The organism is Pseudomonas syringae (assembly GCF_000737245.1).
In the GTDB taxonomy this organism is placed as follows: Bacteria; Pseudomonadota; Gammaproteobacteria; order Pseudomonadales; family Pseudomonadaceae; genus Aquipseudomonas; species Aquipseudomonas syringae_J.
The window spans coordinates 45926-71319 of record NZ_JPQU01000023.1; the positions used below are offsets into that span (position 1 = coordinate 45926).

Genomic DNA, 25394 nt, shown 5'->3' on the forward strand with positions numbered 1-25394 from the left:
TTGCCTCCAATTTAGACCGATCGTCTTTTATTAAGCCTTGGACATCATTGCGGCAAGCCGCGCAGAAACCCGCTGATGAATGTATTGAGGGGTACGTCGCTCCCAACCAGCTTGGCGCGCAACACGGCACCCTCCCAACCGATCCAGAAAAACGCAGCTAACTCATCGCAGTCGGCGGACTCTGCCAGTTCGCCACAGGCCTTCGCAGCCTGAAAGCAATGGCTCAGACGTTGTTGCCAATCCTGGAATATGGTTTCCAGCGCCGGACTGAAACCTTCAGGGAGCATGCCAGCCTCCTGGCCGAGATTACCTACCAGACAGCCGCGACGGTATTCATGGCGGGCCATAGAGCTCTTGGCGCTCTGCACGAAACCCACCAGCCGCTCGAGCGGGCTCAGGGTCTCATCGAGCAACCAGCGGTCCAGGCGCCGGGAGAAATACTCGGCGTAATGCCCAAGCACAACTCGGCCGTAAGCTTCTTTGCTGGGGAAGTAGTGATAGAACGAGCCTTTCGGCACATCCACCCGCTTGAGAATGTAATCAAGGCCGGTGGCCATGAAGCCCTGTTCGGTGAGGACTTCAATTCCACAGCGGATCAACGCATCGCGGGTTTCGAGATTATCCCGATCTACCTTGGGTGGACGTCCGGGACGTCGAGATTTGATTGGTGTACTGGTCATGGTCCGAATTCTAGACCGATCGTCTTTTATGTCAATCCCGCTCACTCGGCAGTTGCCAAACGCGGTACACACCCGCTCAATAGGACTTCAATTTCTCAGCCTGGAACAGTCCGATGAACGCGTGGCCTGATACTCGTCTCTTGCACCTTTTCGGTATCGAAATGCCGATTCTTCAAGCGCCCATGGCCGGTGCCAGCGGCTCCGCCATGGCCATTGCAGTGGCTAAAGCAGGCGGTTTGGCCTCATTACCCTGCGCGATGCTCAGCCCACAGCAGATCCGCGAAGAGGTTGCCGCCATTCGACAGCACAGCGCCGCGCCGTTGAACTTGAATTTCTTCTGCCATCAAGCGCCGCTGGATGATCCAGACAGCCACGTGCGCTGGAAAAACCTGCTGCAGCCTTATTATCAGGAACTAGGTGCCGATTTCGAAGCCCCGACGCCAGTGTCCAGCCGCGCCCCGTTTGATGCGTCGAGTTGTGAGCTTGTGGAGACGCTGAAGCCGGAAGTGGTCAGCTTCCACTTTGGTTTACCGGAGGCTTCATTGCTTGCCCGGGTCAAGGCGACCGGGGCCAAGGTGATTTCATCGGCGACCACCGTTGACGAGGCGATCTGGCTTGAGGCCAATGGTTGCGATGCGATCATCGCCATGGGTTATGAAGCAGGTGGCCATCGCGGCATGTTTTTAAGCACCGACCTCACCACTCAAGTCGGAACTCTCGCGCTCGTGCCTCAGGTCGTAGACGCCGTCAGGGTGCCAGTCATCGCGGCAGGCGGTATAGCGGATGGGCGTGGTATTGCCGCTGCGTTCATGCTCGGCGCTGCAGCCGTTCAAGTGGGTACGGCCTACCTGTTCTGCCCTGAAGCCAAGGTCAGCAAGCCGCACTTCCAGGCATTGCGCTCGGCCAAAGACAGCCAGACCGCGCTGACTAATATTTTCACCGGCCGGCCAGCGCGGGGCATCGTCAACAGGGTGATGACCGAATTGGGGCCGATGTGCGATGCCGCGCCGTCCTTTCCTCTCGCAGGAGGTGCATTGATGCCACTGCGGGCTATCGCCGAACCCTTGGGCAGCGGCGACTTCATGAACCTCTGGGCAGGCCAGGCGGTCGGGCTCAAGCATGAGCTTGGCGCTGAAGCCCTGACCCGGTTACTCGCTACCCAGGCTCTGGAAAAACTCACGCGGTATTGAAACTTAGCTTCCCTGGGTGGATGGCCCGCTATATATTTCGATATATAGCGATTGGCCGACATGGTCCATCTACCCTTTCTGTCAACGGAACTCTTTTTAATGCGTATGCCCTTTCGACCTCTGCCTCTGAAATCCATCGCCAGTGTGGCTGCCGTCTTGGCCATGAGTCCTGCGTTTGCCGATGAGGCCCAGGTCGCGGTCGCCGCCAACTTCACCGCACCTATTCAAGCCATCGCCAAGGATTTCGAAAAGGACACTGGGCACAAACTGGTTGCGGCATTCGGTGCCACCGGCCAGATCTACACCCAGATCAAAAATGGCGCGCCATTCGAAGTCTTCCTCTCCGCTGACGACAGCACCCCGGCAAAACTCGAGCAGGAAGGCGAAATCGTCAAAGGCTCACGGTTTACCTATGCGGTCGGCACCCTGGCTTTGTGGTCCGCCAAGGACGGTTACGTGGACGCCAAGGGAGATGTGCTCAAGGCCAACACCTACCAGCATCTGTCCATCGCCAATCCCAAAACGGCCCCTTATGGCCTGGCTGCAACTCAGGTATTGGCCAAACTTGGCCTCATCGACGCCACTAAGACAAAGATCGTCGAAGGCCAGAGCATCACGCAGGCTTACCAGTTCGTCTCCACTGGCAACGCCGAGCTGGGTTTTGTAGCCCTGTCGCAAATCTACAAGGATGGAAAACTCACCAGCGGCTCCGCCTGGATCGTACCGGCCGAACTGCATGCCCCGATCAAGCAGGACGCAGTGATTCTCAACAAAGGTAAGGACAATGCAGCCGCTAAAGCGCTAGTGGAATACCTCAAAGGTCCTAAAGCGGCCGCAGTGATCAAATCATTCGGGTATCAATTGTAAATGTCCCTGGCAATACCGTTGGACGGAACCGATCTCGCGGCGATCTGGCTGACCCTGAAACTGGCATTGCTGACAACCGTGATCCTGCTCATCATCGGTACGCCTATCGCATGGTGGCTGGTGCGCACGCGCTCCTGGCTAAAAGGCCCGGTGGGCGCGATTGTCGCGCTGCCGTTAGTGTTGCCGCCCACGGTCATCGGCTTCTACCTTTTGTTGCTACTGGGGCCTAACGGCGCTGTTGGCCAATTAACCCAAAGCCTCGGCCTTGGCACCCTGACCTTCAGCTTTGCCGGGCTGGTGATTGGCTCTGTGCTGTATTCGATGCCGTTTGTGGTGCAACCGTTGCAAAACGCTTTCGCCGCGATTGGCACTCGCCCACTTGAGGTGGCCGCAACCTTGCGTGCCAATCCTTGGGAAACCTTCTTCTGCGTGGTTTTGCCCTTGGCCAAACCAGGTTTTGTGACCGGCGCCATCCTCGGCTTCGCTCATACCGTGGGCGAATTTGGTGTGGTGTTGATGATCGGCGGCAATATTCCCGAGAAAACCCGAGTGGTCTCGGTACAGATCTTCGACCACGTCGAGGCAATGGAATACGTGCAGGCCCACTGGCTGGCGGGTGCCATGCTGGTATTCTCCTTTCTGGTTCTTCTGGCGCTTTATTCCAGCGGCAAGACCAAAGCTGACTGGAGTTGACCGATGAATTCGGGACTGGAAATTCGTCTGCTGGTGACCTACCCGCAATTCACCTTAGATGTGGATCTGTCATTGCCAGGGCGCGGCGTCACGGCGCTTTTCGGCCATTCCGGCTCGGGAAAGACTACCTGCTTGCGTTGTATTGCCGGGCTGGAAAAACCCACTCAAGGCTATATCCGCATCAATGATGAAGTCTGGCAGGACAGTGCCACGAACCTGCTCCAGCCCCCCCACAAACGGGCGCTGGGTTATGTCTTCCAGGAAGCGAGCCTTTTTCCGCATCTGTCGGTACGTGGCAATCTCGAGTTCGGCCTGCATCGCATCCCAAAAGGCGAACGCCACTTAGACTTGGGGCATGCGGCACAGCTTCTCGGTATCGAGCATTTGCTGGAACGAAGCCCGGACAAGCTGTCTGGTGGCGAGCGCCAGCGGGTCGGTATCGCCCGGGCCTTGCTGACCAGCCCGCGGCTGTTGTTGCTCGACGAGCCCCTGGCAGCACTCGATACCCGCCGCAAAAGTGAGATTCTGCCGTACCTTGAGCGGCTGCATGACGAGCTGGAAATCCCCATGCTTTATGTAAGCCACTCTCAGGATGAGGTGGCACGTCTTGCCGACCATTTGGTGCTGATGGATAACGGGAAAGCACTGGCCAGCGGCCCAATCGGCGAAACCCTTTCCAGACTCGACCTGCCACTCGCCCTGGGTGACGATGCTGGGGTGGTGATTGAAGGGGGAGTCATTGCTTTCGACGCGGATTACCACCTGCTAAGCGTGCAATTGCCCGATAGCGACTTACACGTCCGGGTGGCGCACACACCTATGGAGCTAGGCAGAACCCTGCGATTCAAAGTCCAGGCCCGAGATGTCAGCCTGAGTCTGCAGCCCGACGGGCAAAGCAGCATACTCAATCGACTGCCAGTCATCGTCGTGAGTGAAATGCCGGCGGACAACGCCGCCCACGTAATGGTGCGACTCGATGCGGCGGGCACACCTTTATTGGCACGGATTACGCGCTATTCCCGAGATCAGATGAGGCTGTCACCCGGCCAACGGCTTTGGGCGCAGATCAAGTCGGTTGCAGTCTTGGCGTAACGCAATGGCGTTGCGAAAAATACTGGGCACCCCTTCCGGTTGGCACGGTCAATCCACTTAACTGCCCTGTGGATTGCTGCCATGACTGATTCGAGCCTCATCGCCCAATTACCGCCTGATCTTCATTATGTCGAGGATGCTCAGGCGGGGTTTTCCCGGAAAATCCTGCGTGGCAAGTTTGTGTATTTTGATGTCGATGGCCAACGCATTCGCGATGAGGCGCAAATAAAACGCATAAATGCCCTGGTCATACCGCCCGCCTACACCGATGTCTGGATCTGCCCCGACCCACGGGGTCATCTGCAGGCCACCGGGCGTGATGCACGGGGGCGAAAACAGTACCGCTACCACCCGCGCTGGCGGGAGATCCGCGACGAGAACAAATACTCGCGGATGATTGAATTCGGGCTGGCACTGCCCAAGGTCCGCAAGCAGCTGGAGGCCCAACTCGCGGAGCCGGGTATCGGCCGTGACAAGGTGATGGCGACGGTTATTTCATTGCTGGACGCCACGTTGATCCGCATCGGCAATAGCCAATACGCTCGGGACAATCGATCTTATGGGTTGACTACTTTGCGCAACAAACACGTCGAAGTGCGTGGCAATGCGATCCTTTTCCAGTTTCGCGGCAAAAGCGGAGTGGAGCACCAGATCAGCGTGACGGATCGGCGCATCGCCCGAGTTATCAAACGCTGCATGGAACTACCGGGGCAAAATCTTTTCCAGTATCTGGACGACAACGGCGAACGGCACACGGTCAGCTCTTCGGACATTAACGCCTACCTGCAGCGCTTGACCGGCGCTGACTTCACCGCCAAAGACTACCGAACCTGGGCTGGCAGCGCACTGGCGCTCGCCACATTGCGCAAGTTGCATTGGGAGCCGGAAGCCGACGCTAAAAAGCATATTGTCGATATGGTCAAGGCTGTCGCTCGCCAACTGGGCAATACCCCAGCGATCTGCCGCAAGTGCTACATCCACCCCGCTGTGCTGGAGGGTTTTCTGCAAGGGGAACTTGCGCTGCTGCCACGTACCCGACAACGCAAGGGACTGCGCGTTGAAGAAGTCGCACTGGCGAGCTTCCTCCAAAGTCTTGCTCGAAACGCGGCGGCTGAAAGTCCTGAGCGGGGTTGATCAGTAGCGTGCCGTTGTTTTTGTTGACCGCGAAAAAATGCTCTGCAATTAAGCCACGACTCAGTTATTGCCCTCGTTGGATCTTACTGGCACGGCCTTGCCATTAACCACATAGGAGTTCGATAACTCCTGAATGGTTGACATGAAGTGCCTGGCCGCGTGCTGGACCTGGATGAGCAATGCGTCAGGTTCTCCTGGGCTGTCGATTCGCACCTGGGCGCTATCGGCAGGGCTCGCTGGCGAATGACGACTGGTCAACACGTACAACACATCAACCCCGACACAGGCCAGAGCCGCCAGATAGTCAGCCTTGGGTATTCGCTCGCCACTTTCATACTTGCCCTGGGCATTCACAGCGACCCCGCCCATCTGCCCCATCTCTCGTTGAGACAACCCCAGGCGCCTGCGCTCCTGCCTCAATCGTGTGCCAATTCCACTCATGGACCTGTCAACTCCACTGCATCTGAACAAAACCTGCTTGATGAAAAACCGTGGTTAATTAAAACGCCGTTGGGAACTTTTAGACAACTAACATTTACGCGGTAGGACTACTCCTACAACACAAATGGAGGATGTCCTACTTTGGCTGTTACGTGCGTATACCAAGACCCTTAGTTCAGCGAGTCGTGGCTCCAACGCGATGGAACGAACCCGGGCTCCATCGAATCGTATTGATGACCCCTTGGAGATCCTGCACATGCCCAATGACAAACACACTGTTCAAGGCAACAATCTCAACGACCCGGATGCGCGTCCGGCAGACATTGCCGATCATGAACAACGCACCACCGAAACCCGAGATGAAGAGACCCATACCGGCGACCGTCAGGATGTTGAAGGCCATACGCCAAAGATACCCGGCAAGCAAGGCAATCGCTGAGCCGCGATAACCGAAGCACAGGCGTGCGCGTTGTCGTGTCGCCCTACCCCCACGACAAGGCTGGACAATGACTTCACAGAGCAACAATCCCGACCCGCAAACCCTGCAGGCCGAATGCGCACAGGCGTTTACCGGTTTTGTCCGGGTCCGCGGGGCTCGCGAGCACAATCTTAAAAATATCGACATCGACATCCCCCGTGACGCCTTGGTGGTGTTCACAGGCGTCTCAGGCTCCGGCAAATCATCCCTGGCTTTTTCGACGCTCTATGCCGAGGCCCAGCGACGCTACTTTGAGTCTGTGGCCCCTTATGCCCGGCGTCTGATCGACCAGGTCGGCGTGCCGGACGTTGATTCCATCGAAGGTCTGCCGCCAGCGGTGGCGTTGCAGCAACAGCGCGGCACGCCCAGCGCTCGATCATCGGTCGGCAGCGTGACCACCCTGTCGAGCCTGATCCGCATGCTCTACTCCCGAGCCGGCAGTTACCCCGCAGGCCAGGCAATGCTGTACGCCGAAGACTTCTCCCCCAATACCCCTCAAGGTGCCTGCCCGCAATGTCATGGCTTGGGCAGAGTGTATGAAGTCACCGAGCAGTCGATGGTCCCGGATGGTTCGCTGACCATTCGCCAGCGTGCTATCGCTTCCTGGCCCACGGCCTGGCAAGGACAGAACCTGCGTGACATCTTGGTCACCCTTGGATACGACGTGGATATCCCGTGGCGGGATCTGCCCAAAAAGCAACGGGACTGGATTCTGTTTACTGACGAGCAACCCACCGTCCCTGTATATGCAGGGTTTACACCGCAGGAAACCCGCAAGGCCCTGAAACAGAAACTCGAACCCAGCTACCAGGGCACCTTCACAGGCGCGCGTCGCTACGTCCTGCATACGTTCACCCATTCCCAAAGCGCCCTGATGAAGAAGCGCGTGGCGCAATTCATGATCGGCAGCCCTTGTTCCCTGTGTCAGGGCAAGCGCCTCACCCAGGCGGCCTTGTCAGTGAAATTTGCCGGTTTCGATATCGGCGAATTGTCACAGATGTCCCTGTTGCAGCTGGCCGCCGTCCTTGCCCCAGTGGCGGCGCAGACCTTTATCGAAAGCGAGCAACAGAACGGCGAACCCATCAGCCCGGAGCAGGCGAAGAAAACTCGCCAGCAACGTGCAGTCAAGGGCAAGTCAACCCATGAAAGCGCGCCAGATGTGCGCCTGACACCCAACTTGTCCATTGAAAAACGCATTGCGGCGCAACGTATCGCTCAGGACCTGCTGGGCCGGGTCAGCACTCTTACGGATCTCGGGCTGGGCTACCTAGCACTGGACCGCAGCACCCCGACCCTGTCCTCAGGCGAGCTGCAACGACTGAGACTGGCCACACAGTTGGGCTCTCAACTGTTCGGCGTGATTTACGTGCTGGATGAACCATCCGCAGGCTTGCACCCGGCAGATGGTGAAGCGCTGTTCAGCGCACTGCAGCGCCTCAAAGCCGCTGGTAACTCGTTGTTCGTGGTTGAGCATGATCTGGAGACCATGCGCCGCGCGGACTGGTTGGTAGACGTCGGCCCGGCAGCGGGCGAACAAGGTGGGCGCATCCTCTACAGCGGCCCTCCTGCGGGTCTGGCCGCTGTCGAAGCCTCTCAGACCAGGCCCCATTTGTTTGCCAGCCATGAGTCGCAACAGACTCTGCGACGTGAGCCATCGGGCTGGTTACGCCTTGAAGGCGTGACCCGTAATAACCTGCATGAGCTGAGCGCTGCATTTCCCCTGGGATGCTTCACCTCTGTCACCGGCGTTTCCGGTTCGGGCAAGTCCAGTCTGGTCAGTCATTCGCTGCTGGAATTGGTGGGTGCCCATCTGGGGCATATCGTGGACAACAACGAATCCGAAATGCCCAGCCTCGAAGATGACGCGCCGCAGTTCAGCAGCGGACGCGTTGTTGACGGCCTTCAATCAATCAAGCGTCTGGTCAAGGTCGATCAGAAACCCATCGGCCGCACCCCACGTTCCAATCTCGCCACCTACACCGGGTTATTCGATCAGGTTCGTAAACTGTTCGCCGCGACAGCTGAGTCACGGGAAAGGGGTTACGACGCCGGGCAATTCTCGTTCAATGTTGCCAAGGGACGTTGCTCCGTCTGCGAAGGGGAGGGTTTTGTCAGCGTCGAATTGCTGTTCATGCCCAGCGTCTATGCCCCCTGCCCGACCTGCCACGGTGCTCGCTACAACCCGGAGACCCTGACCGTCCACTTGCAAGGCCTGAACATTGCTCAGGTTCTGCAACTCACCGTCGACCAAGCCATCGTGCAGTTCAGCGACGAAACCGCAGTCATGCGGCCCCTGACCGCACTGCGTGATATCGGCTTGGGCTACCTTCGCCTGGGCCAGCCCGCTACCGAGTTGTCCGGGGGCGAGGCGCAACGGATCAAGCTGGCCACCGAACTACAGCGAACTCAGCGAGGCGCCACCTTGTATGTACTGGATGAGCCCACAACGGGCCTGCATCCGACCGACGTCGATCGCTTACTCAAACAACTCAACACCCTGGTCGATGCAGGCAATACCGTCGTGGTAGTCGAGCACGAAATGCGCGTCGTAGCTCAAAGTGACTGGGTCATAGACATCGGACCGGGCGCAGGTGATAAAGGTGGCTCCATTGTCGCAACTGGAGCACCGGCGGACGTGGCAAAAAACTTCGAAAGCCGCACCGCACCGTTTTTGAACCGTGCACTGTACGGTTGATAGCGTTTTTAACTAGCCAGTAATACTTTTTCGCAACCGTAGCACCCAACCCCGATAGGCAGCTCAGGCAAGATCTTGTCTTATTTCAATATCTTGCGGGCTTGCTTCACGAGGGTTGGGTGTATATATTCCCTGCTCTTCAGCGCTACCGCCCCGATGGCGAAATTGGTAGACGCAAGGGACTTAAAATCCCTCGTCCTTTGGACGTGCCGGTTCGACCCCGGCTCGGGGCACCACTTATAGAACAAGGGCTTACGTGCTTCGGTGCGTAGGCCCTTGTTGTTTTAATTCCACCTGATCAGGCAACGTCAAGAGCTCCGACGGTTTAGCCCTTGATCGGCTGCAGCGAGTCGTCGACTCTCCAGCGGGATAGGCTTGCCTTTTTTTAGCTCAAAAAAAACCCCGAAGACATTAATCTTCGGGGTTTTTAATAGTGGAGGCCGAGGTCGGAATCGAACCGGCGTAAGCGGATTTGCAATCCGCGGCATAACCATTTTGCTACTCGGCCTCAATACATTCAGCGCTCAGACTTCGATTGCTAAATGCGTACAACTCTAGAGTGGGAAGCTTAATCTATACTTGCTTCCAACCCGTTGAAATCTAAAGGGTTTTTCTAGTTCCTGAATCAGGAATGGACGCAATTCTGGACTGCTTCGGCAGACGTGTCAAGGAATGCCATGAAAAAAATCATCAGCGGGCGTTTTCATGCAGACAGCCTGGTGTCGGCGACCGTCAGTCGCTGATCGACCTGCTGGTCTTGTGGCGGTTGACGATCGGTGGGATGAAGCGTGGAATTCCGAGGAGGCATTCACCGTAGAAGGAGCTTTTCCATGGCCAAGATGAAGATCCTGGCCGGCGACTTTTTACAGGGTAGCGGGGAATATCACGGCGCAGTTCTGAGTATCGAGTCCGCCTTGTACCCTTGGCCTGGTATTACCATCAGTACATCGATGATCAGGTCGATCGAGATTGTCGGCAAGGAAGAAAATAGAGACATCAGCAGCGCTTTACTCCAGGGGGCCGCTGGCAGCCTGGTAATGGGGCCTCTGGGCGCCGTTGCCGGGTTCGTGCTAGGCAATGAATACAAGGAAGTGACGTTTCTGGCCACGTTGAAGGATGGCAGGAAGTTTCTGGCTACCCTTGACGAAAAAGCATTCTTGCGACTTTACGCCGCCCACAACACCAGAAAGTCGAACCTGGAGTAATCAAATCCGAAGCCCGGTCCTGGATCGGGCTTTCTTCATTTGTTGCAGGCAACTCAAACCGCTTGTCGCATATCGATTCACGCAACTAAACCGCTGATCGTTAGCCGGGGTCACCCTATAGACAGGTGCGAGTCAACGACTCGCATTCGATTTATCAAAGATCAAAATCGAGGCAATAATCATGGAAATTACACTGTTTTGGGTGGGTGTACTTCTGATCGCTCTGCTCATCGATATATGGTTACTGGTGAGCATAAGCCGCAGCAGCAAAGGCACCAGCACCAAGATCGGCTGGGCGTTACTGATCATTCTCCTACCCGTCGTGGGCTGGGTCATCTGGGGCATCACCGGTCCACGTGGCGTTTCCCGAGCACCCTCTTCACCCGAACACAGTAAGGGCTGAACCTGTACCAACCGCTCATGACTCCGTACCGCGAAAATACGGAACATTGCCGTTGGTGCCCAGTCGACATTGTTGAACCGTCCACCAGGACGTCATACCGTCGATCTATAAGGAAGCTAAAAATGGATAAGTTCTTTCGAATGAGCGCTATATGCCTGGCACTTGCATTAGGAAGCCAGGCTGCACTTGCTGCCCAAGATGCTGATGACTTCGTTGAGGATGCCTCGGCAAAAGGTGTTGCGGAAGTTGAAGCAGGAAAACTGGCGGACGAGAAAGGCCAGTCTCAAAAAGTGAAAGACTTCGCACAGATGATGATCAAGGATCACACCGCCGCCAATGAAAAGCTCAAAGCTATCGCGCAGTCTAAGAAGCTGGAGGTTTCCGACGATGCGCAACTTATGGATAAGGCAAAAGCCTTGATCCTTGATCTACGCAACGCCAGTTCGTTTGATCGGGCGTATGCCAATAATCAGGTGAAAGCCCATGAGGCGACCATCGCGCTGTTCGAAGAGCAGGCTGCCAACGGTGAAGATGCCGAACTTAAAGCCTTTGCCAGCGAAACGCTGCCCAAGCTCAAAGAGCATCTGGTTCAAGCAAAAGAACTGGCAGCCGCAACAGGTGGTAATGCGGCTAAAAATTGAACCCGGTTAAAACCGCGGTCAATAAGTCCCATGCCCTGTGCAAGCGCTGTACAGGGCATGGGACGCACGAATCAAAGGATCGGTTTGCCCCCTGTAACGCCGTAGCGTGTTCCGGATATGTAACTTCCTTCATCCGACGCCAGCAGCACGTAAATCGGTGCCACTTCTACCGGCTGACCCGGCCGCCCGAGGGGCGTCTGTGAACCAAAGTTCTTCACTTGATCATCCGTCATGGTCGCGACGATCAAGGGGGTCCAGATAGGTCCTGGGGCCACGCTGTTGACCCGAATGCCACGCTCTCCGAGCATTTGTGCCAGACCCGCCGTGAAATTGGCGATCGCCCCTTTGGTGGTGGCGTAGACCAGCAGGCTTTCGTTGGGCATATCGGAGTTGACTGAGCTGGTATTGATGATTGAACTGCCAGGGGCCATGGAAGGCAGCGCGGCTTTACAGATGCGAAACATGGCGGTGATGTTGATATCAAAGGTCTTCAACCACTCCTCATCCGTAATCTCTTCCAGCGTTTCATGGGTCATCTGGAAGGCGGCATTATTGACCAACACATCAATGCGTCCGAATTGCTCAACGGTTTTGTTCACCACTGCTTCGCACTGTGCCTTGTTCGCCAGATCTCCCGGTAATAAAAGGCACTGTCTGCCCGCCTCCTCCACCCAGCGCGCGGTCTCTTTGGCATCATCATGCTCATCAAGGTATGAGATGGCGACGTCCGCACCCTCACGGGCATAGGCGATGGCCACAGCTCTACCTATGCCGCTGTCCCCACCGGTTATCAGGGCGATTTTGTTGGCGAGGCGGCCTGAGCCTTTGTAACTCGTTTCGCCGCAATCAGGCAGAGGACTCATTTTGCTCTGGCTGCCCGGAACAGGCTGGTGTTGTGGCTCAAATGGAGGTTTTGGATAGTGGGCCATTCAGCTTTCCTCTCGTTTAGATTGCGTGTTGAAGCTGCGCGGTTTCAGCTTCGATTCAAGAGGTGGACTGCATCCTCGTCCGCTGAGTTCGCACTTTTTCCCAAGCGGCCAGGGCTGCCAATTGCCATCGGCCAGGAGTTCTCCCCCTGCTGCTGCCAGCGTCTATCATTCAGCTACGACGAACGCTGGGTTAGACAAAACCAACTCAAGTGGTTTCTCAACCAGACCCTGACCGGCAGGTCGCCGGGATTCGCTCACGGCCGGGGCTGACCTGGTACAACGGCTCGAAGGGCGACGTGAATCTGCTGTCCAAGTCACTGGCTGTAGAGCTGGGGCCTGATGGAATCCGCGTCAATAACATCTGTCCGGTCATGGGCGAGACTGCGTTGCTCGAAGACTTCATGGGCATGCCGGACACCCCGGAAAACCGTCAGAAGTTTCTGGCTTCGATCTCGCTGGGCCGCCTTTCCAAGCCTAGTGATGTCGCTGCTGTCGCGGTTTTTCTGGCCACTGATGATGCGGCGTTCCTCAATGGCGTCGAACTGCCGGTGGATGGCGGACGCGTCGTTTGATCAACCACCACAACTATTAGGGAGATCGATGATGCACATGCGCGCCGCCGTACTCGAACAAATGGGAGCCCCTGCCCCCTACGCTCTCAGCAAGCCGCTGAGCATTCAGGACGTTGAATTGCAGCCTCCCGGCCCCGGTGAGGTCTTGATCCGTTACGCTGCGGCGGGTATTTGCCATTCCGACCTGTCGGTTATTCAAGGGGTAAGGCCTCGTCCGCTGCCCATGGTGATGGGGCATGAAGCGTCGGGAGTCGTCGAGGCTGTCGGGCCTTATGTCTACGATCTGGCACCGGGCGATCACGTCGTCACGGTATTCGTCGCCACCTGCGGGCATTGCGTCTCCTGCTCGGAGGGTCGCCCGGCGCTGTGCGAGCCAGGTTCGGTTGCGGGCGCTGCCGGTACATTGCTGCACGGTGCCCGCCGCCCCACTGCAAAGGGGCAGACGCTGAACCATCACAATGGCGTTTCCTGCTTTGCCGAATACGCCACGGTGTCCGCCCACTCGCTGGTCAGGATCGACCCGACCATTGCGCTGGAGAACGCTGCGTTGTTTGGCTGTGCAGTGTTGACCGGCGTCGGCGCGGCCATTAATACCGCCCGGATTCAGCTCGGCAGCACAGTGGCGATCGTCGGGCTGGGTGGTGTGGGTATGGCAGCCCTGCTGGGTGCCTATGCGGCAGGCGCAGCGCAGGTCATCGCCATCGATACCAACCCGGACAAGCTGGAGAAAGCCAAGGCGTTGGGCGCAACCGCGACATTCAATGCGCTGGATGAGGGTGTCGTCGACCTGGTCCGGGACTGGACTCACGGCGGTGTCGATGTATCCCTGGAGTTCGCGGGCGCCGCACCGGCACTGGATCTGGCCTGGCGGGTGGCCAAACGCGGTGGCGAGATCGTCACGGCCGGGCTGGCGCCACCAAGCGCAACCTTCGCCGTGCCCATGGTCACCCTGGTCGCGGAAGAGCGCTTACTACGGGGCAGTTACATGGGCAGTAGCGTTCCATCACGGGACATCCCCCGTTATCTGGAGCTGTTCAAGCAAGGCAGGCTGCCCATCGATCAATTAGTGACGCACAGGATGGGGCTGGATGAAATCAATGTCGGTATGGACCGGCTGCACGAAGGGAAAGCGATCCGCCAGGTGATTACCTTCTGAGCTGTGGGACCGGCTTTAGCCGGGACAAGGTCGGCACATTCGCTGCATCCAGGTCGTCAGATCTGACTCGTTCCGGCTGACGCCGGTCCCACAACCGGTATTCAAGACGGCAATGGTGTTTCGGCATCGGGCATCAACGTCGCAATCAATGCCCGTACCGTGCCAGGCAGCGCATCAAGCTCACGGACCAGAATGCTGCGCTCGCGCACAGCCCAGGGTTCGTCGAGTTCAATGGCTACCAGTTTCATGGTGCGGCTGTGTCGTATTGCAGCCGATTCCGGGATGATGCCGATCCCGACCCCGGCTTCCACCATGCGGCAGATGGCCTCGAAGCTGGAGACTTGAATCCTCAGGGACAGGCTCTTGCCGATTCGCTCGACGTGGTCGCGCAGGAAGCTGAGCAAGGTGCTGCCTTCGTGCAGGCCGATATGCTGGAACGCAAGGGTCTGTTTCAGGGTGATTCTTTTGCAGCTCGCCAATTCATGCCCCACGGGCACGATCAACACCAGCCGATCCGTGCTGAAGTGCATGACCTGCAAACCGGCAGCCTCCACCGGTCCGGCAATAATCCCCATGTCAGTGCTGCCATCCAGCACGCCGCGCACAATGTCCCGGGACAAGCGCTCTTGCAGGTCAACCGTGACGCCGGGTCGTTTAGCCAGAAACCCCGCGAGCACTTCCGGAAGAAACTCGGTCACTGCCGTGGTGTTGGCGAAGATACGGATGTGCCCGGCTGAATCGGTACCGAAATGGGTGAACTCGGCTTTCAGGTAATCCACCTGGCTCATGATCAGGCGCGCATGTCTGAGCAGTTTCTGACCGGCGGGCGTCAGCTCGACACCCCGACTGTCGCGATACAGCAAGCGGGTTTCGAGCTGTCCTTCCAGTGCCTTGATCCGCGCGCTGGCTGCCGCAGGTGAGAGAAACGCCCGGCGCGCGCCTTGGGTCAGGCTCGGCGATTCACCGATATGAATGAAGAGACGCAGATCAGCCAGATCGAAGTGCATGGTTGTGTCCGTACATGACCAAATGGCGTTCAGCATACATGAACGCCGGGTTACGCAAATGCAAATTCTCAGAATGCCTGGCGCCTCGCATCATCTGTCCATAACAACAAAGACAGAGGCCCCATGGCTATGAATGCTTCGAGCACAACCACGGATTTCAGCGCCTGGATCGGCCGTACGGAAGTGGCCCATGATGTGCTGAGCCGTAACCTGATTCAGCGCATCGCCGCGACCTTCGGTGAAGCGACACCCGCTGAGGGAGAGCCGCTGCCGCCCCTCTGGCAATGGTGCTTTTTTCAGGACCCGGTGCCTGAAAGCCAGCTGGGCGGTGATGGTCATCCGGCCCGAGGTGGTTTCCTGCCCCCAGCAGCCAATCGCAACCGCATGTGGGCCGGTGGCCGGGTCGAGTTTATCGCGCCGCTGAAGGTGGGCGGCCAGGCCCAGCGTTTGTCCACCCTGCTTAACGTTGAGGAAAAACACGGTCGAACGGGGTCACTGCTGTTTGTCACGGTCCGCCATGACTATTCCCAGGACGGCCAGCTTTGCGTTCGTGAAGAACAGGACATCGTCTACCGCGAGCCCAACCCACCCAAGCTCAACAGCGGCGCCGCGCCGGAACCCGGGGACTGGAGCGAGATTATCGTGCCCACCCCTACCCTGTTGTTTCGCTACTCGGCTGTGACCTTCAACGGCCACCGCATCCATTACGACTACCCCTACGTGACCGAGACCGAAGGCTATCCCGGCCTGGTGGTGCACGGCCCGATGATCGCCACTTTCAGTCTTCGTGCTTTCGTGCGCGCCAACCCAGACAAGCACGTGCGGCATTTCGCCTATCGCGGGGTACGCCCGCTGAACGTGCCCACTCCTTTTCACGTGGGTGGCCGCATCGTTGACACGGGCAAGGCCCAGTTATGGGCTGGCAATGAAGACGGCGTCGCGCAGAGCGCTGAAGTGCAGTTCGACTGAAGTCCCTGCGCGTCACAGTTTTTCAAATCGCCCCACTGATGTTCAAACAATGATCATGACCCCGACACCGGCAGGCCATGACAACGAGGACAAACAATGAACCCTTACGAAGACGAAGACCTCAATGCGATCCGCGAAGGCGTTCGTGCCCTGTGCGGCGAATTCGACGCCGCTTACTGGCGCAAAATCGACGAAGAAAAAAGCTTCCCTGAAACCTTCGTCAAGGCCCTGACCGACGCAGGTTGGCTTTCGGCGATGATCCCGGCTGAATACGGTGGCTCAGGCCTGGGATTGGCGGAAGCCTCGGTCATCCTTGAGGAAGTCAACGCATGCGGCGGCAACTCCGGCACCGTTCACGGCCAGATGTACAATATGTTCACCTTGCTGCGCCACGGCAGCGACGCGCAAAAAAGCCATTACCTGCCAAAACTCGCCAGCGGTGAACTGCGTTTGCAATCCATGGCTGTCACCGAGCCCACCACGGGCACCGACACCACCAAGATCAAGACCACGGCCGTCCGACAGGGCGACAAATACATCATCAACGGCCAGAAAGTTTGGATCTCTCGGGTTCAGCATTCGGACCTGATGATCCTGCTGGCACGCACCACTCCGCTGGCTGAAGTGAAGAAAAAGTCTGAGGGCATGTCGATTTTTCTGGTCGATCTACGTGAGGCCATCGGCAAGGGCCTGACTGTTCAACCCATTGCCAATATGGTCAATCACGAAACCAATGAGCTGTTCTTTGACAACCTTGAATTGCCGGCCGACAGCCTGATCGGTGAAGAAGGCAAAGGCTTCAAGTACATCCTCGACGGCCTGAATGCCGAACGCACCCTGATCGCCGCCGAGTGCATCGGTGATGGCCGATGGTTCATCGACAAAGCCAGCGCCTATGCCCGTGACCGGGTGGTCTTCGGCCGGCCAATCGGGCAGAACCAGGGTGTGCAGTTCCCCATTGCAGAAGCCCACATCGAGATCGAAGCCGCCGATCTGATGCGCTGGCGTGCCTGCGAGGAATACGACAACGGCAAAAACGCCGGGGCCAGCGCCAACATGGCCAAGTACCTGGCCGCCAAGGCCTCTTGGGAAGCCGCCAATGCCTGCCTGCAGACTCACGGCGGTTTTGGCTTCGCCTGCGAGTACGACGTGGAGCGTAAATTCCGCGAAACACGCCTCTACCAGGTGGCACCGATCTCCACCAACCTGATTCTTTCCTACGTCGCCGAGCATTTGCTCGAACTGCCACGCAGCTTCTGAGGATTTGCCCATGAGCCATACCCAAGCCCTGGCCGCGTTCCTGGCCGACCTGCACTACGAGCAGATTCCCGGCACCGTTCTTGACCGCACCGAAGACCTGTTTCTGGACTGGATCGGTTCGGCGCTGGCCAGTCAGGGCGCGCGCCCTATCCCTCTGTTCGAACGTTACGCGCATCGCATGGGGCCAGCCGACGGCAACGCGAAAATCCTGGTCAGCGGACGCGGCACCTCGCCCTGGTTTGCGGCGTTCGTCAACGGCGCATCATCACACCTGGTGGAGCAGGATGACCTGCACAACAGCTCGGTGCTGCACCCCGCAACCGTGGTGTTTTCAGCAGTACTGGCCGCAGCTCAGGATTTGAACAAATCAGGTAAGGACCTGCTGCTCGCTTCAGTCGCTGGCTACGAAGCCGGGATCCGCATCGGCGAGTTCATGGGCCGATCGCATTACCGGATCTTCCACACCACGGCCACCGTCGGCACCCTGGCTGCCGCTGTCGGTGTGGGCAAGCTGTTGGGCTTCAATAAAGAGCAATTCATCAATCTACTAGGCAATGCCGGGACTCAGGCTGCCGGTTTGTGGGAGTTTCTTCGCGATGCCGCGGACTCCAAACAGTTACATACCGCCAAAGCCGCCGCTGATGGTTTGCTCGCCGCCTACATGACCGAAGACGGGCTAACAGGTGCGCGCAACATTCTTGAAGGTGAGCAAGGCATGGCGGCAGGTATGTCCACCGACGCCAAGCCAGCCTGCTTGTCAGACCGATTGGGCACTCGCTGGGCGTTGGTGGAAACCTCATTCAAGTTTCACGCCTCATGCCGCCACACCCACCCGGCCGCAGATGCCTTGTTGCACCTGATGCAGCGCGAAGGCCTTAGTCACGAACAGATCGCCACGGTGGTTACTCGAGTTCATCAGGGCGCAATTGACGTCCTCGGGCGCGTCGTGAAGCCAACCACCGTGCATCAGGCGAAATTTTCCATGGGGGCCGTGCTAGGGCTGATTGCCGTGCATGGCAGTGCTCAGTTAATTGAATTCCGCGACCTGGCGCTGACTGACCCGGCAGTGGACGCCTTCCGCGAGAAAGTCAGTATGGAGCTGGACCCTGAGGTCGATGCGGCTTATCCAGGTCGCTGGCTGGGACGGGTGATCGTCACCACCACCGACGGCCGCACGCTTGCGGCCGCTATCGACGAACCCAAAGGCGACCCCGGCAACACCCTGTCGCGCCCCGAACTGGAATCCAAGTTTCAACGCCTGCTGGCATTTTCCGGGGCTCGCACTGAAGAGCAAGGCAAAGCGTTGATTGACCGTGTCTGGGCATTGCGGGATGCGCCAACCCTGGTGGATTTGATTTAAACACGGCACTGTCGCGCAGCCAGCACGGGCCTTGTAGGAGTGCGCTTGCCCGCGATGACATCGGCACATCCAACGCTGATGGCGTCTGCCGCAATGCAATCGCGGGCAAGCGCGCTCCTACAGAAGATGGCAATCCCCTGTGAGAGCGTGACTTGCCCGCGAAGAACAACAACGCAGCTGCATTCGACGCACCGCTTTAGCAGCCTTTGGCAGCTCCTACAGGTTTCAAGAGGTAACAGACATGACTCAACTCAATCCCCGCCCGCTGGATGGCATCACCGTCATCAGCCTGGAGCACGCCATCGCAGCGCCCTTCTGTACCCGGCAATTGGCCGATCTCGGTGCCCGGGTGGTGAAGATCGAACGCCCTGGCACCGGTGATTTCGCGCGTGGCTATGATCAGCGCGTCGATGGGCTGGCCTCGCATTTCGTCTGGACCAACCGCTCCAAAGAAAGCCTGACCCTGGACCTTAAACAGGATGCGGCCGGGTCAATTCTGCAATCGTTACTGGGTAAAGCAGACGTGCTGGTGCAGAACCTCGCTCCAGGTGCAGCAGCGCGCATGGGGCTGTCTTTCGACGCGCTGCATGAGCGCTTCCCGCGACTTATTGTTTGCGATATTTCGGGCTACGGCGAAGGTGGCCCCTACGAGAAGAAAAAGGCTTACGACCTGCTGATTCAAAGCGAAGGTGGCTTTCTCTCGGTCACCGGCGGGCCTGGCGAGAACGAAATGGCCAAGGCCGGTTGCTCCATTGCTGACATCGCGGCAGGCATGTACGCCTATACCGGGATCCTCTCGGCGCTGATGCTTCGGGCCAAAACCGGTGTGGGCAGCCGCATTGATGTTTCGATGCTCGAAAGCCTGGTGGAGTGGATGGGCTACCCGATGTATTACGCCTACAACGGCGCGCCGCCTCCGCCTCGGGCCGGGGCATCTCACTCCACCATCTATCCCTACGGGCCTTTCCCCACCGGCGGTGGTGGAACCATCATGCTGGGCTTACAGAACGAGCGCGAATGGGCGCTGTTCTGCGAAAAAGTCCTGCTCGACAAGGCACTGGCCATAGACGAACGCTTCTCCGCCAACTTCAAGCGTTCGGAAAATCGCGAAGTGCTGCGACAGATCATCGTGGATGGGTTTGCCTCGTTGTCGGTGGACGAAGTGGTTGCACGGCTGGAGGATGCGCAAATCGCCAACGCTCGCGTCAATGACATGCAGGGCGTCTGGGATCATCCGCAACTCAAGGCCCGAGACAGTTGGCGAGAAGTCGACAGCCCTGCTGGAAAACTGCCGTCGCTGCTACCTCCGGGCCGCAACGCGGCTTTCACCCCGCGAATGGACGGCGTGCCCGCGCTGGGGCAACACACCGCTGGCATTCTCGATGAGTTGGGGATCACGGGCGAGGAACAGGCGCGGTTAGTCGCAGAAGGGGTGGTTTGAGCGGGATGGCAAATACAATATTGCTAAAAAACGTGAGGTCCTACCCTGCCGCAGAGCAACCATGGGACCCGTAGGAGCGCGCTTGCCCGCGATAGCGTTGGATCAGCGAATAATCTTTTGTCTGACCACTGCTATCGCGGGCAAGCGCGCTCCTACAAGAAAGCATTCCGATTCAGCGAGTTCACCAGGCAACAAGAGGAGCCAACCACCATGCCCCCATCCATCGTCCGCTCTGCGCTGTTCGTGCCGGGAAGTCGGCCCGAACGTTTCGCCAAGGCGCTGGCCGCCGGTGCCGATGCGGTCATCGTCGATTTCGAAGATGCCGTTGAAGAACCACTCAAGCGTCAGGCCCGGGATAACCTCAAAGCCTTTCTGGGTCAGGATCGCGGGGCCTGCGTCTGGGTGCGGATCAATGCGCCGGACCATGCTGAACATGCCGCCGACCTGGCCTGGTGCGCCATTCAGCCTGGAGTCGCGGGGATTCTGTTACCTAAGGTGGAAAGCGCCGCGCATGTCGCCGAAGTCAGGCAGACACGCAAACCGATCTGGCCGATCATCGAAAGCGCCAAAGGGCTGCTGGCCCTCGAACAGATCGCCCATAGCGAAGGCGTAGAGCGTCTTTCTTTCGGCAGTCTCGACCTGGCCCTGGATCTGAACCTGAACACAGGCACTGCCGCGGCGCAGCTATTCCTCGATCAGGCACGCATGGCGGTGCAATTGCACTCTCGAGGTGCCGATCTACTGCCACCACTAGACGGTGTTTATCCTGCCATTGGTGACCCGGATGGCCTGCAGAAGGCCGTCCGGCATGCTTATGACATGGGTTATGGCGGCGCGCTGTGCATTCATCCCAAGCAGATCCCGATCATCCATGCCGCCCTCACCCCCAGCGCCGACGACTTGGCCTGGGCCCATAAAGTCATACAGGGAAGCGCCGCTGCACAGGGCGCAGGGGCCTTTCAACTGGACGGGCAAATGATCGACGCGCCCGTTCTGCTGCGAGCGCAGCGACTACTGGCGTTGGCGTTGGCGTTGGCATAGGCATAGGCAGGAATACCGCAGGCTTGCGCGTCAGTCTGCTAACGTTGAACTGCGCGGGCTACATTGGCCGCGTTCGGCTCCGCCGAACACGGGGTTCTATAAAAGCTAATTCTGCAGCTGGAGGGCATTGGGCCATCGTGTCGTTAACGCTTCAAAGGCGCCCGCCCGTGCAGGTGTCTTGAAAACACTCTATAAAGCTGATTCCACCACAACAATAAAAAGGTGATATCGATGTTGAAGCTGACCAAGGCGCTAGTCTGCGCCGTCGTAGTATCCATGACAGGCATCGCTCAGGCAGCCGACCCGGTTGTCATCAAATTTGCCCACGTCGTGGCGGAGAACACGCCCAAAGGCCAGGGCGCCCTGATGTTTCAGAAACTCGTCGCCGCCGACCCAAAGCTCAAGGACAAAGTGAAGGTCGAGGTGTACCCCAACTCCTCGCTGTTTGGCGATGGCAAAGAGATGGAAGCCTTGTTGCTGGGTGACGTGCAAATGCTGGCGCCGTCTCTCGCCAAGTTCGAGCATTACACCAAACAGGTGCAAATCTTCGACCTGCCCTTCCTGTTCAACGACCTGGCAGCAGTTGATCGCTTTCAGCAAGGCCCTCAGGGCCAGGCGCTGCTCAAGTCCATGGACGACAAGGGCATCCACGGCCTCGCGTATTGGCATAACGGGCTGAAGCAGCTATCGGCCAACAAGAAGGTCATTCTGCCCAAGGATGCCCGTGGCCTGAAATTCCGCGTTCAAGCCTCCAGCGTCCTGGAAGAACAATTCAAGGCCGTGCGCGCCAACCCTCGCAAAATGAGCTTCGCCGAGGTATATCAAGGCCTGCAGACCGGTACCGTGAATGGCACCGAAAACACTTGGTCCAACTACGAGAGCCAGAAGGTTAACGAGGTGCAGCCGTTCTTCACCGAGACTAACCACGGCCTGATCGACTACATGGTGATCACCAACTCGAAATTCTGGGACGGTCTGGCGCCGGATGTTCGTACCGAGCTGCAAAAGATCATGGATCAGGTCACCGTGGAGGTGAACAAGCAAGCCGAAGCCCTGAACCAGACGGCCAAGCAAAAAATCATCGACTCCAAGACCAGCGAAATCGATCAACTGACCGAGGCACAACGTCAAGAATGGCGCGAAGCGATGAAGCCGGTCTGGGAAAAATTCTCCGACGAAATCGGTGCTGACCTGATCAAGGCCGCTGATGCATCGAACAAGGCGTCATGAAGTTCGGCTGCGCGAGGAAATGAGCGGCCCGTTCAACAAGTGACGTATGTGCGGCCGCCCATCCCCGGGTGGCTGCCCTCTCTTGGTTTGGAGAATTCTTATGCAATCGCTCAGGCGAGTCTGGGAGCATTTCGAGGAGGGCATGATTGCCTTCCTGTTGGCTGCCATGACACTGGTCACGTTCGTCTACGTGGCGCTGAATAACCTATACACGCTGTTCTATACCCTCAGCGACAAGTGGGCGTGGAGCAGTGACTTTTTCGCCTGGTTCGGCGATCACCTGATGGGTTATGCCCAGGAGATGACCTGGAGCGTCGCGTTGACCAAGGCGCTGTTTGGCTGGCTGATCTTCTTCGGCATCGCTTATGGCGTGCGCACGGCGGGTCATCTGGGGGTCGACGTGTTGGTCAAGAAAACCAGCAGACCGGTCCAGCGCCTGCTGGCCATGCTGGCCTGCGCTTGCTGCCTGGCTTATGCCGGACTGTTTCTGGTTGCGAGTATCAAATGGGTCACCGCGCTCCTGGTCGCCGGGATCGGTGCCGAAGACCTGGACCGCTACGGGATCAAGATTGGCCACATCGCGATCATCGTGCCGATTGGCTTCGGGTTGATCATCGCGCGCTATCTGGAAATCCTGTACCGCATCTACACCCACCAACAGCTCGGCCTGGGCCTGGCGGATGAAGCCGCGGAAGCTACCAAATTGGCCAACCCTGCAGAGGAGCAACACTGATGACGGTGATCTGTCTGTTCCTGTTGCTCTTCGTGTTCATGTTCCTCGGCGTACCTATCGCGATATCGCTGGGCCTGGCCGGGGCCGTGTCGATCCTGCTGTTCAGCCCGGATTCCCTGAGCTCACTGGCGATCAAACTGTTCGAAACGTCCGACAGCTACACCTTCCTGGCGATTCCATTCTTCCTCCTGTCAGGCGCGTTCATGACCACCGGCGGCGTGGCGCAGCGGCTGATCGATTTCGCCAACGCCTGTGTCGGCCATATCCGTGGCGGCCTTGCCATTGCGGCCGTGTTGGCGTGCATGCTCTTCGCAGCATTGTCTGGTTCCTCGCCTGCGACCGTAGCGGCGGTCGGGTCCATTGCCGTGGCGGGCATGGTGCGTTCCGGCTATCCAAAAGAGTTCGGTGCGGGGATCATCTGTAATGCCGGCACCTTAGGCATTCTGATTCCGCCGTCCATCGTTATGGTGGTGTATGCGGCGGCTACCGAGACTTCCGTGGGCAAGCTGTTCATGGCGGGCGTCATACCCGGCATCTTGCTGGGGTTGAGCCTGATGGTGGTGATTTACATCGTCGCCCGGGTCAAAAACCTTCCAGCCCAGCCACGTGCAACTTTCCGTGAATGGTTGCATACCGCGCAACGGGCGTTCTGGGGCTTGTTATTGCTGGTGATCATCCTTGGCGGCATCTACAGCGGTATGTTCACGCCCACGGAAGCCGCCGCAGTGGCGGCCGTGTATTCGGCGTTCATTGCACTGTTTGTCTATAAGGACATGAGTTTCAAGGAATGCCCGAAGGTCCTGCTGGAGTCTGGCAGGCTGACGATCATGCTGCTGTTCATCATTGCCAACGCAATGTTGTTCGCCCACGTACTGACCACTGAGCAAATCCCTCAGCAAATCACCGCTTGGGTGATTTCCGAAGGCCTGACACCGATCGGCTTCCTGATCATGGTCAACATCGTGTTGCTGATCGCTGGCAGCTTCATGGAGCCCTCGGCGATCATCCTGATCCTGGCACCGATCTTCTTTCCGATCGCCATGAAACTGGGCATCGATCCGATTCACTTGGGCATCATCATGGTGGTGAACATGGAGATCGGGCTGGTGCATCCACCGGTGGGGCTGAATCTGTTCGTGACCTCAGCGGTAACCGGGCTGACGCTGGGGCAGACTATTCGCGCTGCCCTGCCCTGGCTGTCGATCCTGTTGCTGTTCCTGATCCTGGTCACCTACGTGCCATTCATCTCGCTGGCGCTGCCGACCTGGCTGGGGATGCCATAGCAAAAAGGTAAATCCTCCATCGAGATGTTCGATGGAGGATTTGTCAAACGAGCCATTGGTTGGGGGGCACAGGGAAGCTGCGGCGAACAATGATTTAACGCAGCAACGAAAAAAGGACCCGAAGGTCCTTTTTTCTATCATCTGCAAACCCTAACTGAAGTCTGCAAATGCAATGTTTGGAGCGGGAAACGAGACTCGAACTCGCGACCCCGACCTTGGCAAGGTCGTGCTCTACCAACTGAGCTATTCCCGCATCTTGGTGACGGGCGCTATTCTAACGTTTCAATTAGCGCCGTCAACCCTTTGTTTTAAAAACTTATTTTTTATCTGCCGTGGTCTTCAAGTGCGGCCATGCCGCCCTGAGGTATTGCACCATTGACCACAAGGTCAAACCGGCAGCAAGCAACAGCAGCGTGTAGCCCAGCATCACCCAGATGGTGAACCCTGGCGGGTTGCCCAATAGAATGACCAACGCCAGCATTTGCGCTGCGGTTTTCCATTTACCCAGATTGGACACGGCCACTTGCGCACGGGCCCCCAACTCGGCCATCCACTCGCGAAGGGCTGAAATGACAATCTCCCGGCCGATAATGACCGCTGCTGCCAGCGTCAGCCAGATGTTGGCATGGGCCTGCACCAGCAACACAAGCGCCACTGCAACCATCAGTTTGTCGGCCACCGGATCGAGAAACGCACCAAAGGGTGTGCTTTGCTCAAGCTTGCGCGCCAAATACCCATCCAGCCAATCGGTTGCCGCTGCGAAAGCGAAGACCGTACTGGCCGCCATATAACTCCAGTGATACGGCAAATAAAACAGCAGGATGAAGATCGGAATCAGGAGGACACGTAGAACGGTGATCAGATTAGGGATATTCATCGGCACAACTTGCTACG

Annotated in this window: 25 protein-coding genes and 3 tRNA genes; 21 read left to right on the forward strand and 7 right to left on the reverse strand. The window is 57.9% G+C overall.

Going from position 1 to position 25394, the window contains the following annotated elements; translation table 11 throughout:
* Positions 1-44: 44 nt before the first annotated feature.
* A complete protein-coding gene (locus IV01_RS18515; protein ID WP_050507326.1) occupies positions 45-680 on the reverse strand; it encodes a TetR/AcrR family transcriptional regulator in 636 nt (211 codons plus the stop codon).
* Between the two features lie 113 nt (positions 681-793).
* Here IV01_RS18515 and IV01_RS18510 point away from each other — a divergent pair, with 113 nt between their 5' ends.
* The 5 genes from IV01_RS18510 to IV01_RS18490 all read left to right on the forward strand — a co-directional run bounded on the left by IV01_RS18510 (position 794) and on the right by IV01_RS18490 (position 5656).
* Positions 794-1870 carry an NAD(P)H-dependent flavin oxidoreductase gene (locus tag IV01_RS18510; RefSeq protein ID WP_032627100.1) on the forward strand — a complete coding sequence of 359 codons (1077 nt, stop codon included), beginning with the start codon at positions 794-796 and terminating at the stop codon, positions 1868-1870.
* A gap of 162 nt (positions 1871-2032) precedes the next feature.
* Complete coding sequence (gene modA, locus IV01_RS18505; RefSeq protein ID WP_154232196.1) at positions 2033-2737, forward strand: molybdate ABC transporter substrate-binding protein; 705 nt, start codon at positions 2033-2035, stop codon at positions 2735-2737.
* 6 nt (positions 2738-2743) lie between these two features.
* On the forward strand, positions 2744-3430 hold the full coding sequence (modB, locus tag IV01_RS18500; RefSeq protein ID WP_195758764.1) for a molybdate ABC transporter permease subunit: 687 nt from the start codon (positions 2744-2746) through the stop codon (positions 3428-3430).
* A gap of 3 nt (positions 3431-3433) precedes the next feature.
* Complete coding sequence (gene modC / locus IV01_RS18495; protein WP_032627101.1) at positions 3434-4522, forward strand: molybdenum ABC transporter ATP-binding protein; 1089 nt, start codon at positions 3434-3436, stop codon at positions 4520-4522.
* Between the two features lie 81 nt (positions 4523-4603).
* Positions 4604-5656 (forward strand): DNA topoisomerase IB, encoded by a 1053-nt coding sequence (locus tag IV01_RS18490; protein ID WP_032627102.1) that lies wholly within the window; start codon positions 4604-4606, stop codon positions 5654-5656.
* Positions 5657-5716: 60 nt separating this feature from the next.
* Here IV01_RS18490 and IV01_RS18485 read toward each other — a convergent pair whose 3' ends face one another.
* Positions 5717-6097, reverse strand: a complete 381-nt coding sequence (locus IV01_RS18485; protein WP_032627103.1) for a helix-turn-helix domain-containing protein — start codon at positions 6095-6097, stop codon at positions 5717-5719.
* Positions 6098-6353: 256 nt separating this feature from the next.
* Between IV01_RS18485 and IV01_RS18480 the strand changes: the two genes are divergently transcribed.
* From IV01_RS18480 to IV01_RS18470, 3 genes are all read left to right on the forward strand, one after another.
* The gene (locus tag IV01_RS18480) at positions 6354-6536 is read left to right on the forward strand and encodes a hypothetical protein (RefSeq protein WP_032627104.1); all 183 of its coding nucleotides are present in this window, start codon (positions 6354-6356) and stop codon (positions 6534-6536) included.
* A 67-nt stretch (positions 6537-6603) separates the two neighbouring features.
* A complete protein-coding gene (locus tag IV01_RS18475) occupies positions 6604-9270 on the forward strand; it encodes an excinuclease ABC subunit UvrA (RefSeq protein WP_032627105.1) in 2667 nt (888 codons plus the stop codon).
* Between the two features lie 150 nt (positions 9271-9420).
* Positions 9421-9506 (forward strand) — tRNA-Leu (locus IV01_RS18470).
* Between the two features lie 198 nt (positions 9507-9704).
* Here IV01_RS18470 and IV01_RS18465 read toward each other — a convergent pair.
* Positions 9705-9778: transfer RNA gene (locus IV01_RS18465), tRNA-Cys, on the reverse strand.
* A gap of 322 nt (positions 9779-10100) precedes the next feature.
* On the opposite strand from IV01_RS18465, the gene IV01_RS18460 reads away from it, so the two are divergent.
* The 3 genes from IV01_RS18460 to IV01_RS18450 all read left to right on the forward strand — a co-directional run bounded on the left by IV01_RS18460 (position 10101) and on the right by IV01_RS18450 (position 11519).
* On the forward strand, positions 10101-10475 hold the full coding sequence (locus IV01_RS18460) for a hypothetical protein (protein WP_032627106.1): 375 nt from the start codon (positions 10101-10103) through the stop codon (positions 10473-10475).
* 181 nt (positions 10476-10656) lie between these two features.
* On the forward strand, positions 10657-10878 hold the full coding sequence (locus IV01_RS18455; RefSeq protein ID WP_032627107.1) for a PLD nuclease N-terminal domain-containing protein: 222 nt from the start codon (positions 10657-10659) through the stop codon (positions 10876-10878).
* Positions 10879-11000: 122 nt separating this feature from the next.
* The gene (locus tag IV01_RS18450; protein WP_032627108.1) at positions 11001-11519 is read left to right on the forward strand and encodes a DUF4142 domain-containing protein; all 519 of its coding nucleotides are present in this window, start codon (positions 11001-11003) and stop codon (positions 11517-11519) included.
* A 71-nt stretch (positions 11520-11590) separates the two neighbouring features.
* Here the strand turns inward: IV01_RS18450 and IV01_RS18445 are convergent, their stop codons facing one another.
* A complete protein-coding gene (locus IV01_RS18445) occupies positions 11591-12448 on the reverse strand; it encodes an SDR family oxidoreductase (protein ID WP_032627109.1) in 858 nt (285 codons plus the stop codon).
* Positions 12449-12657: 209 nt separating this feature from the next.
* On the opposite strand from IV01_RS18445, the gene IV01_RS0124740 reads away from it, so the two are divergent.
* Both IV01_RS0124740 and IV01_RS18440 read left to right on the forward strand, forming a co-directional pair.
* The gene (locus tag IV01_RS0124740; RefSeq protein WP_080290235.1) at positions 12658-13020 is read left to right on the forward strand and encodes an SDR family oxidoreductase; all 363 of its coding nucleotides are present in this window, start codon (positions 12658-12660) and stop codon (positions 13018-13020) included.
* 31 nt (positions 13021-13051) lie between these two features.
* Positions 13052-14176, forward strand: a complete 1125-nt coding sequence (locus tag IV01_RS18440; RefSeq protein ID WP_032627111.1) for a zinc-dependent alcohol dehydrogenase family protein — start codon at positions 13052-13054, stop codon at positions 14174-14176.
* A gap of 101 nt (positions 14177-14277) precedes the next feature.
* Here IV01_RS18440 and IV01_RS18435 read toward each other — a convergent pair whose 3' ends face one another.
* Positions 14278-15183, reverse strand: a complete 906-nt coding sequence (locus IV01_RS18435; RefSeq protein ID WP_032627112.1) for a LysR family transcriptional regulator — start codon at positions 15181-15183, stop codon at positions 14278-14280.
* 129 nt (positions 15184-15312) lie between these two features.
* On the opposite strand from IV01_RS18435, the gene IV01_RS18430 reads away from it, so the two are divergent.
* The 8 genes from IV01_RS18430 to dctM all read left to right on the forward strand — a co-directional run bounded on the left by IV01_RS18430 (position 15313) and on the right by dctM (position 24500).
* A complete protein-coding gene (locus IV01_RS18430; protein ID WP_032627311.1) occupies positions 15313-16152 on the forward strand; it encodes an FAS1-like dehydratase domain-containing protein in 840 nt (279 codons plus the stop codon).
* A 96-nt stretch (positions 16153-16248) separates the two neighbouring features.
* Positions 16249-17412 carry an acyl-CoA dehydrogenase family protein gene (locus IV01_RS18425; protein WP_032627114.1) on the forward strand — a complete coding sequence of 388 codons (1164 nt, stop codon included), beginning with the start codon at positions 16249-16251 and terminating at the stop codon, positions 17410-17412.
* A gap of 10 nt (positions 17413-17422) precedes the next feature.
* A complete protein-coding gene (locus IV01_RS18420) occupies positions 17423-18772 on the forward strand; it encodes an MmgE/PrpD family protein (protein WP_032627116.1) in 1350 nt (449 codons plus the stop codon).
* A 241-nt stretch (positions 18773-19013) separates the two neighbouring features.
* Positions 19014-20213 carry a CaiB/BaiF CoA transferase family protein gene (locus IV01_RS18415; RefSeq protein ID WP_032627118.1) on the forward strand — a complete coding sequence of 400 codons (1200 nt, stop codon included), beginning with the start codon at positions 19014-19016 and terminating at the stop codon, positions 20211-20213.
* 210 nt (positions 20214-20423) lie between these two features.
* Positions 20424-21254: an HpcH/HpaI aldolase/citrate lyase family protein gene (locus IV01_RS18410; RefSeq protein ID WP_032627120.1), complete on the forward strand. Its 831-nt coding sequence runs from the start codon at positions 20424-20426 to the stop codon at positions 21252-21254.
* A 231-nt stretch (positions 21255-21485) separates the two neighbouring features.
* A complete protein-coding gene (locus tag IV01_RS18405) occupies positions 21486-22484 on the forward strand; it encodes a TRAP transporter substrate-binding protein (protein WP_032627122.1) in 999 nt (332 codons plus the stop codon).
* Positions 22485-22584: 100 nt separating this feature from the next.
* The gene (locus IV01_RS18400; RefSeq protein ID WP_032627124.1) at positions 22585-23217 is read left to right on the forward strand and encodes a TRAP transporter small permease; all 633 of its coding nucleotides are present in this window, start codon (positions 22585-22587) and stop codon (positions 23215-23217) included.
* Positions 23217-24500: a C4-dicarboxylate TRAP transporter large permease protein DctM gene (dctM, locus tag IV01_RS18395; RefSeq protein WP_032627125.1), complete on the forward strand. Its 1284-nt coding sequence runs from the start codon at positions 23217-23219 to the stop codon at positions 24498-24500. The genes IV01_RS18400 and dctM overlap by 1 nt, the downstream gene beginning before the upstream one ends.
* Before the next feature lie 177 nt (positions 24501-24677).
* Here dctM and IV01_RS18390 read toward each other — a convergent pair.
* A tRNA-Gly gene (locus IV01_RS18390) sits at positions 24678-24753 on the reverse strand.
* 63 nt (positions 24754-24816) lie between these two features.
* On the reverse strand, positions 24817-25377 hold the full coding sequence (gene pgsA / locus IV01_RS18385; protein WP_032627127.1) for a CDP-diacylglycerol--glycerol-3-phosphate 3-phosphatidyltransferase: 561 nt from the start codon (positions 25375-25377) through the stop codon (positions 24817-24819).
* Positions 25378-25394 lie beyond the last annotated feature (17 nt).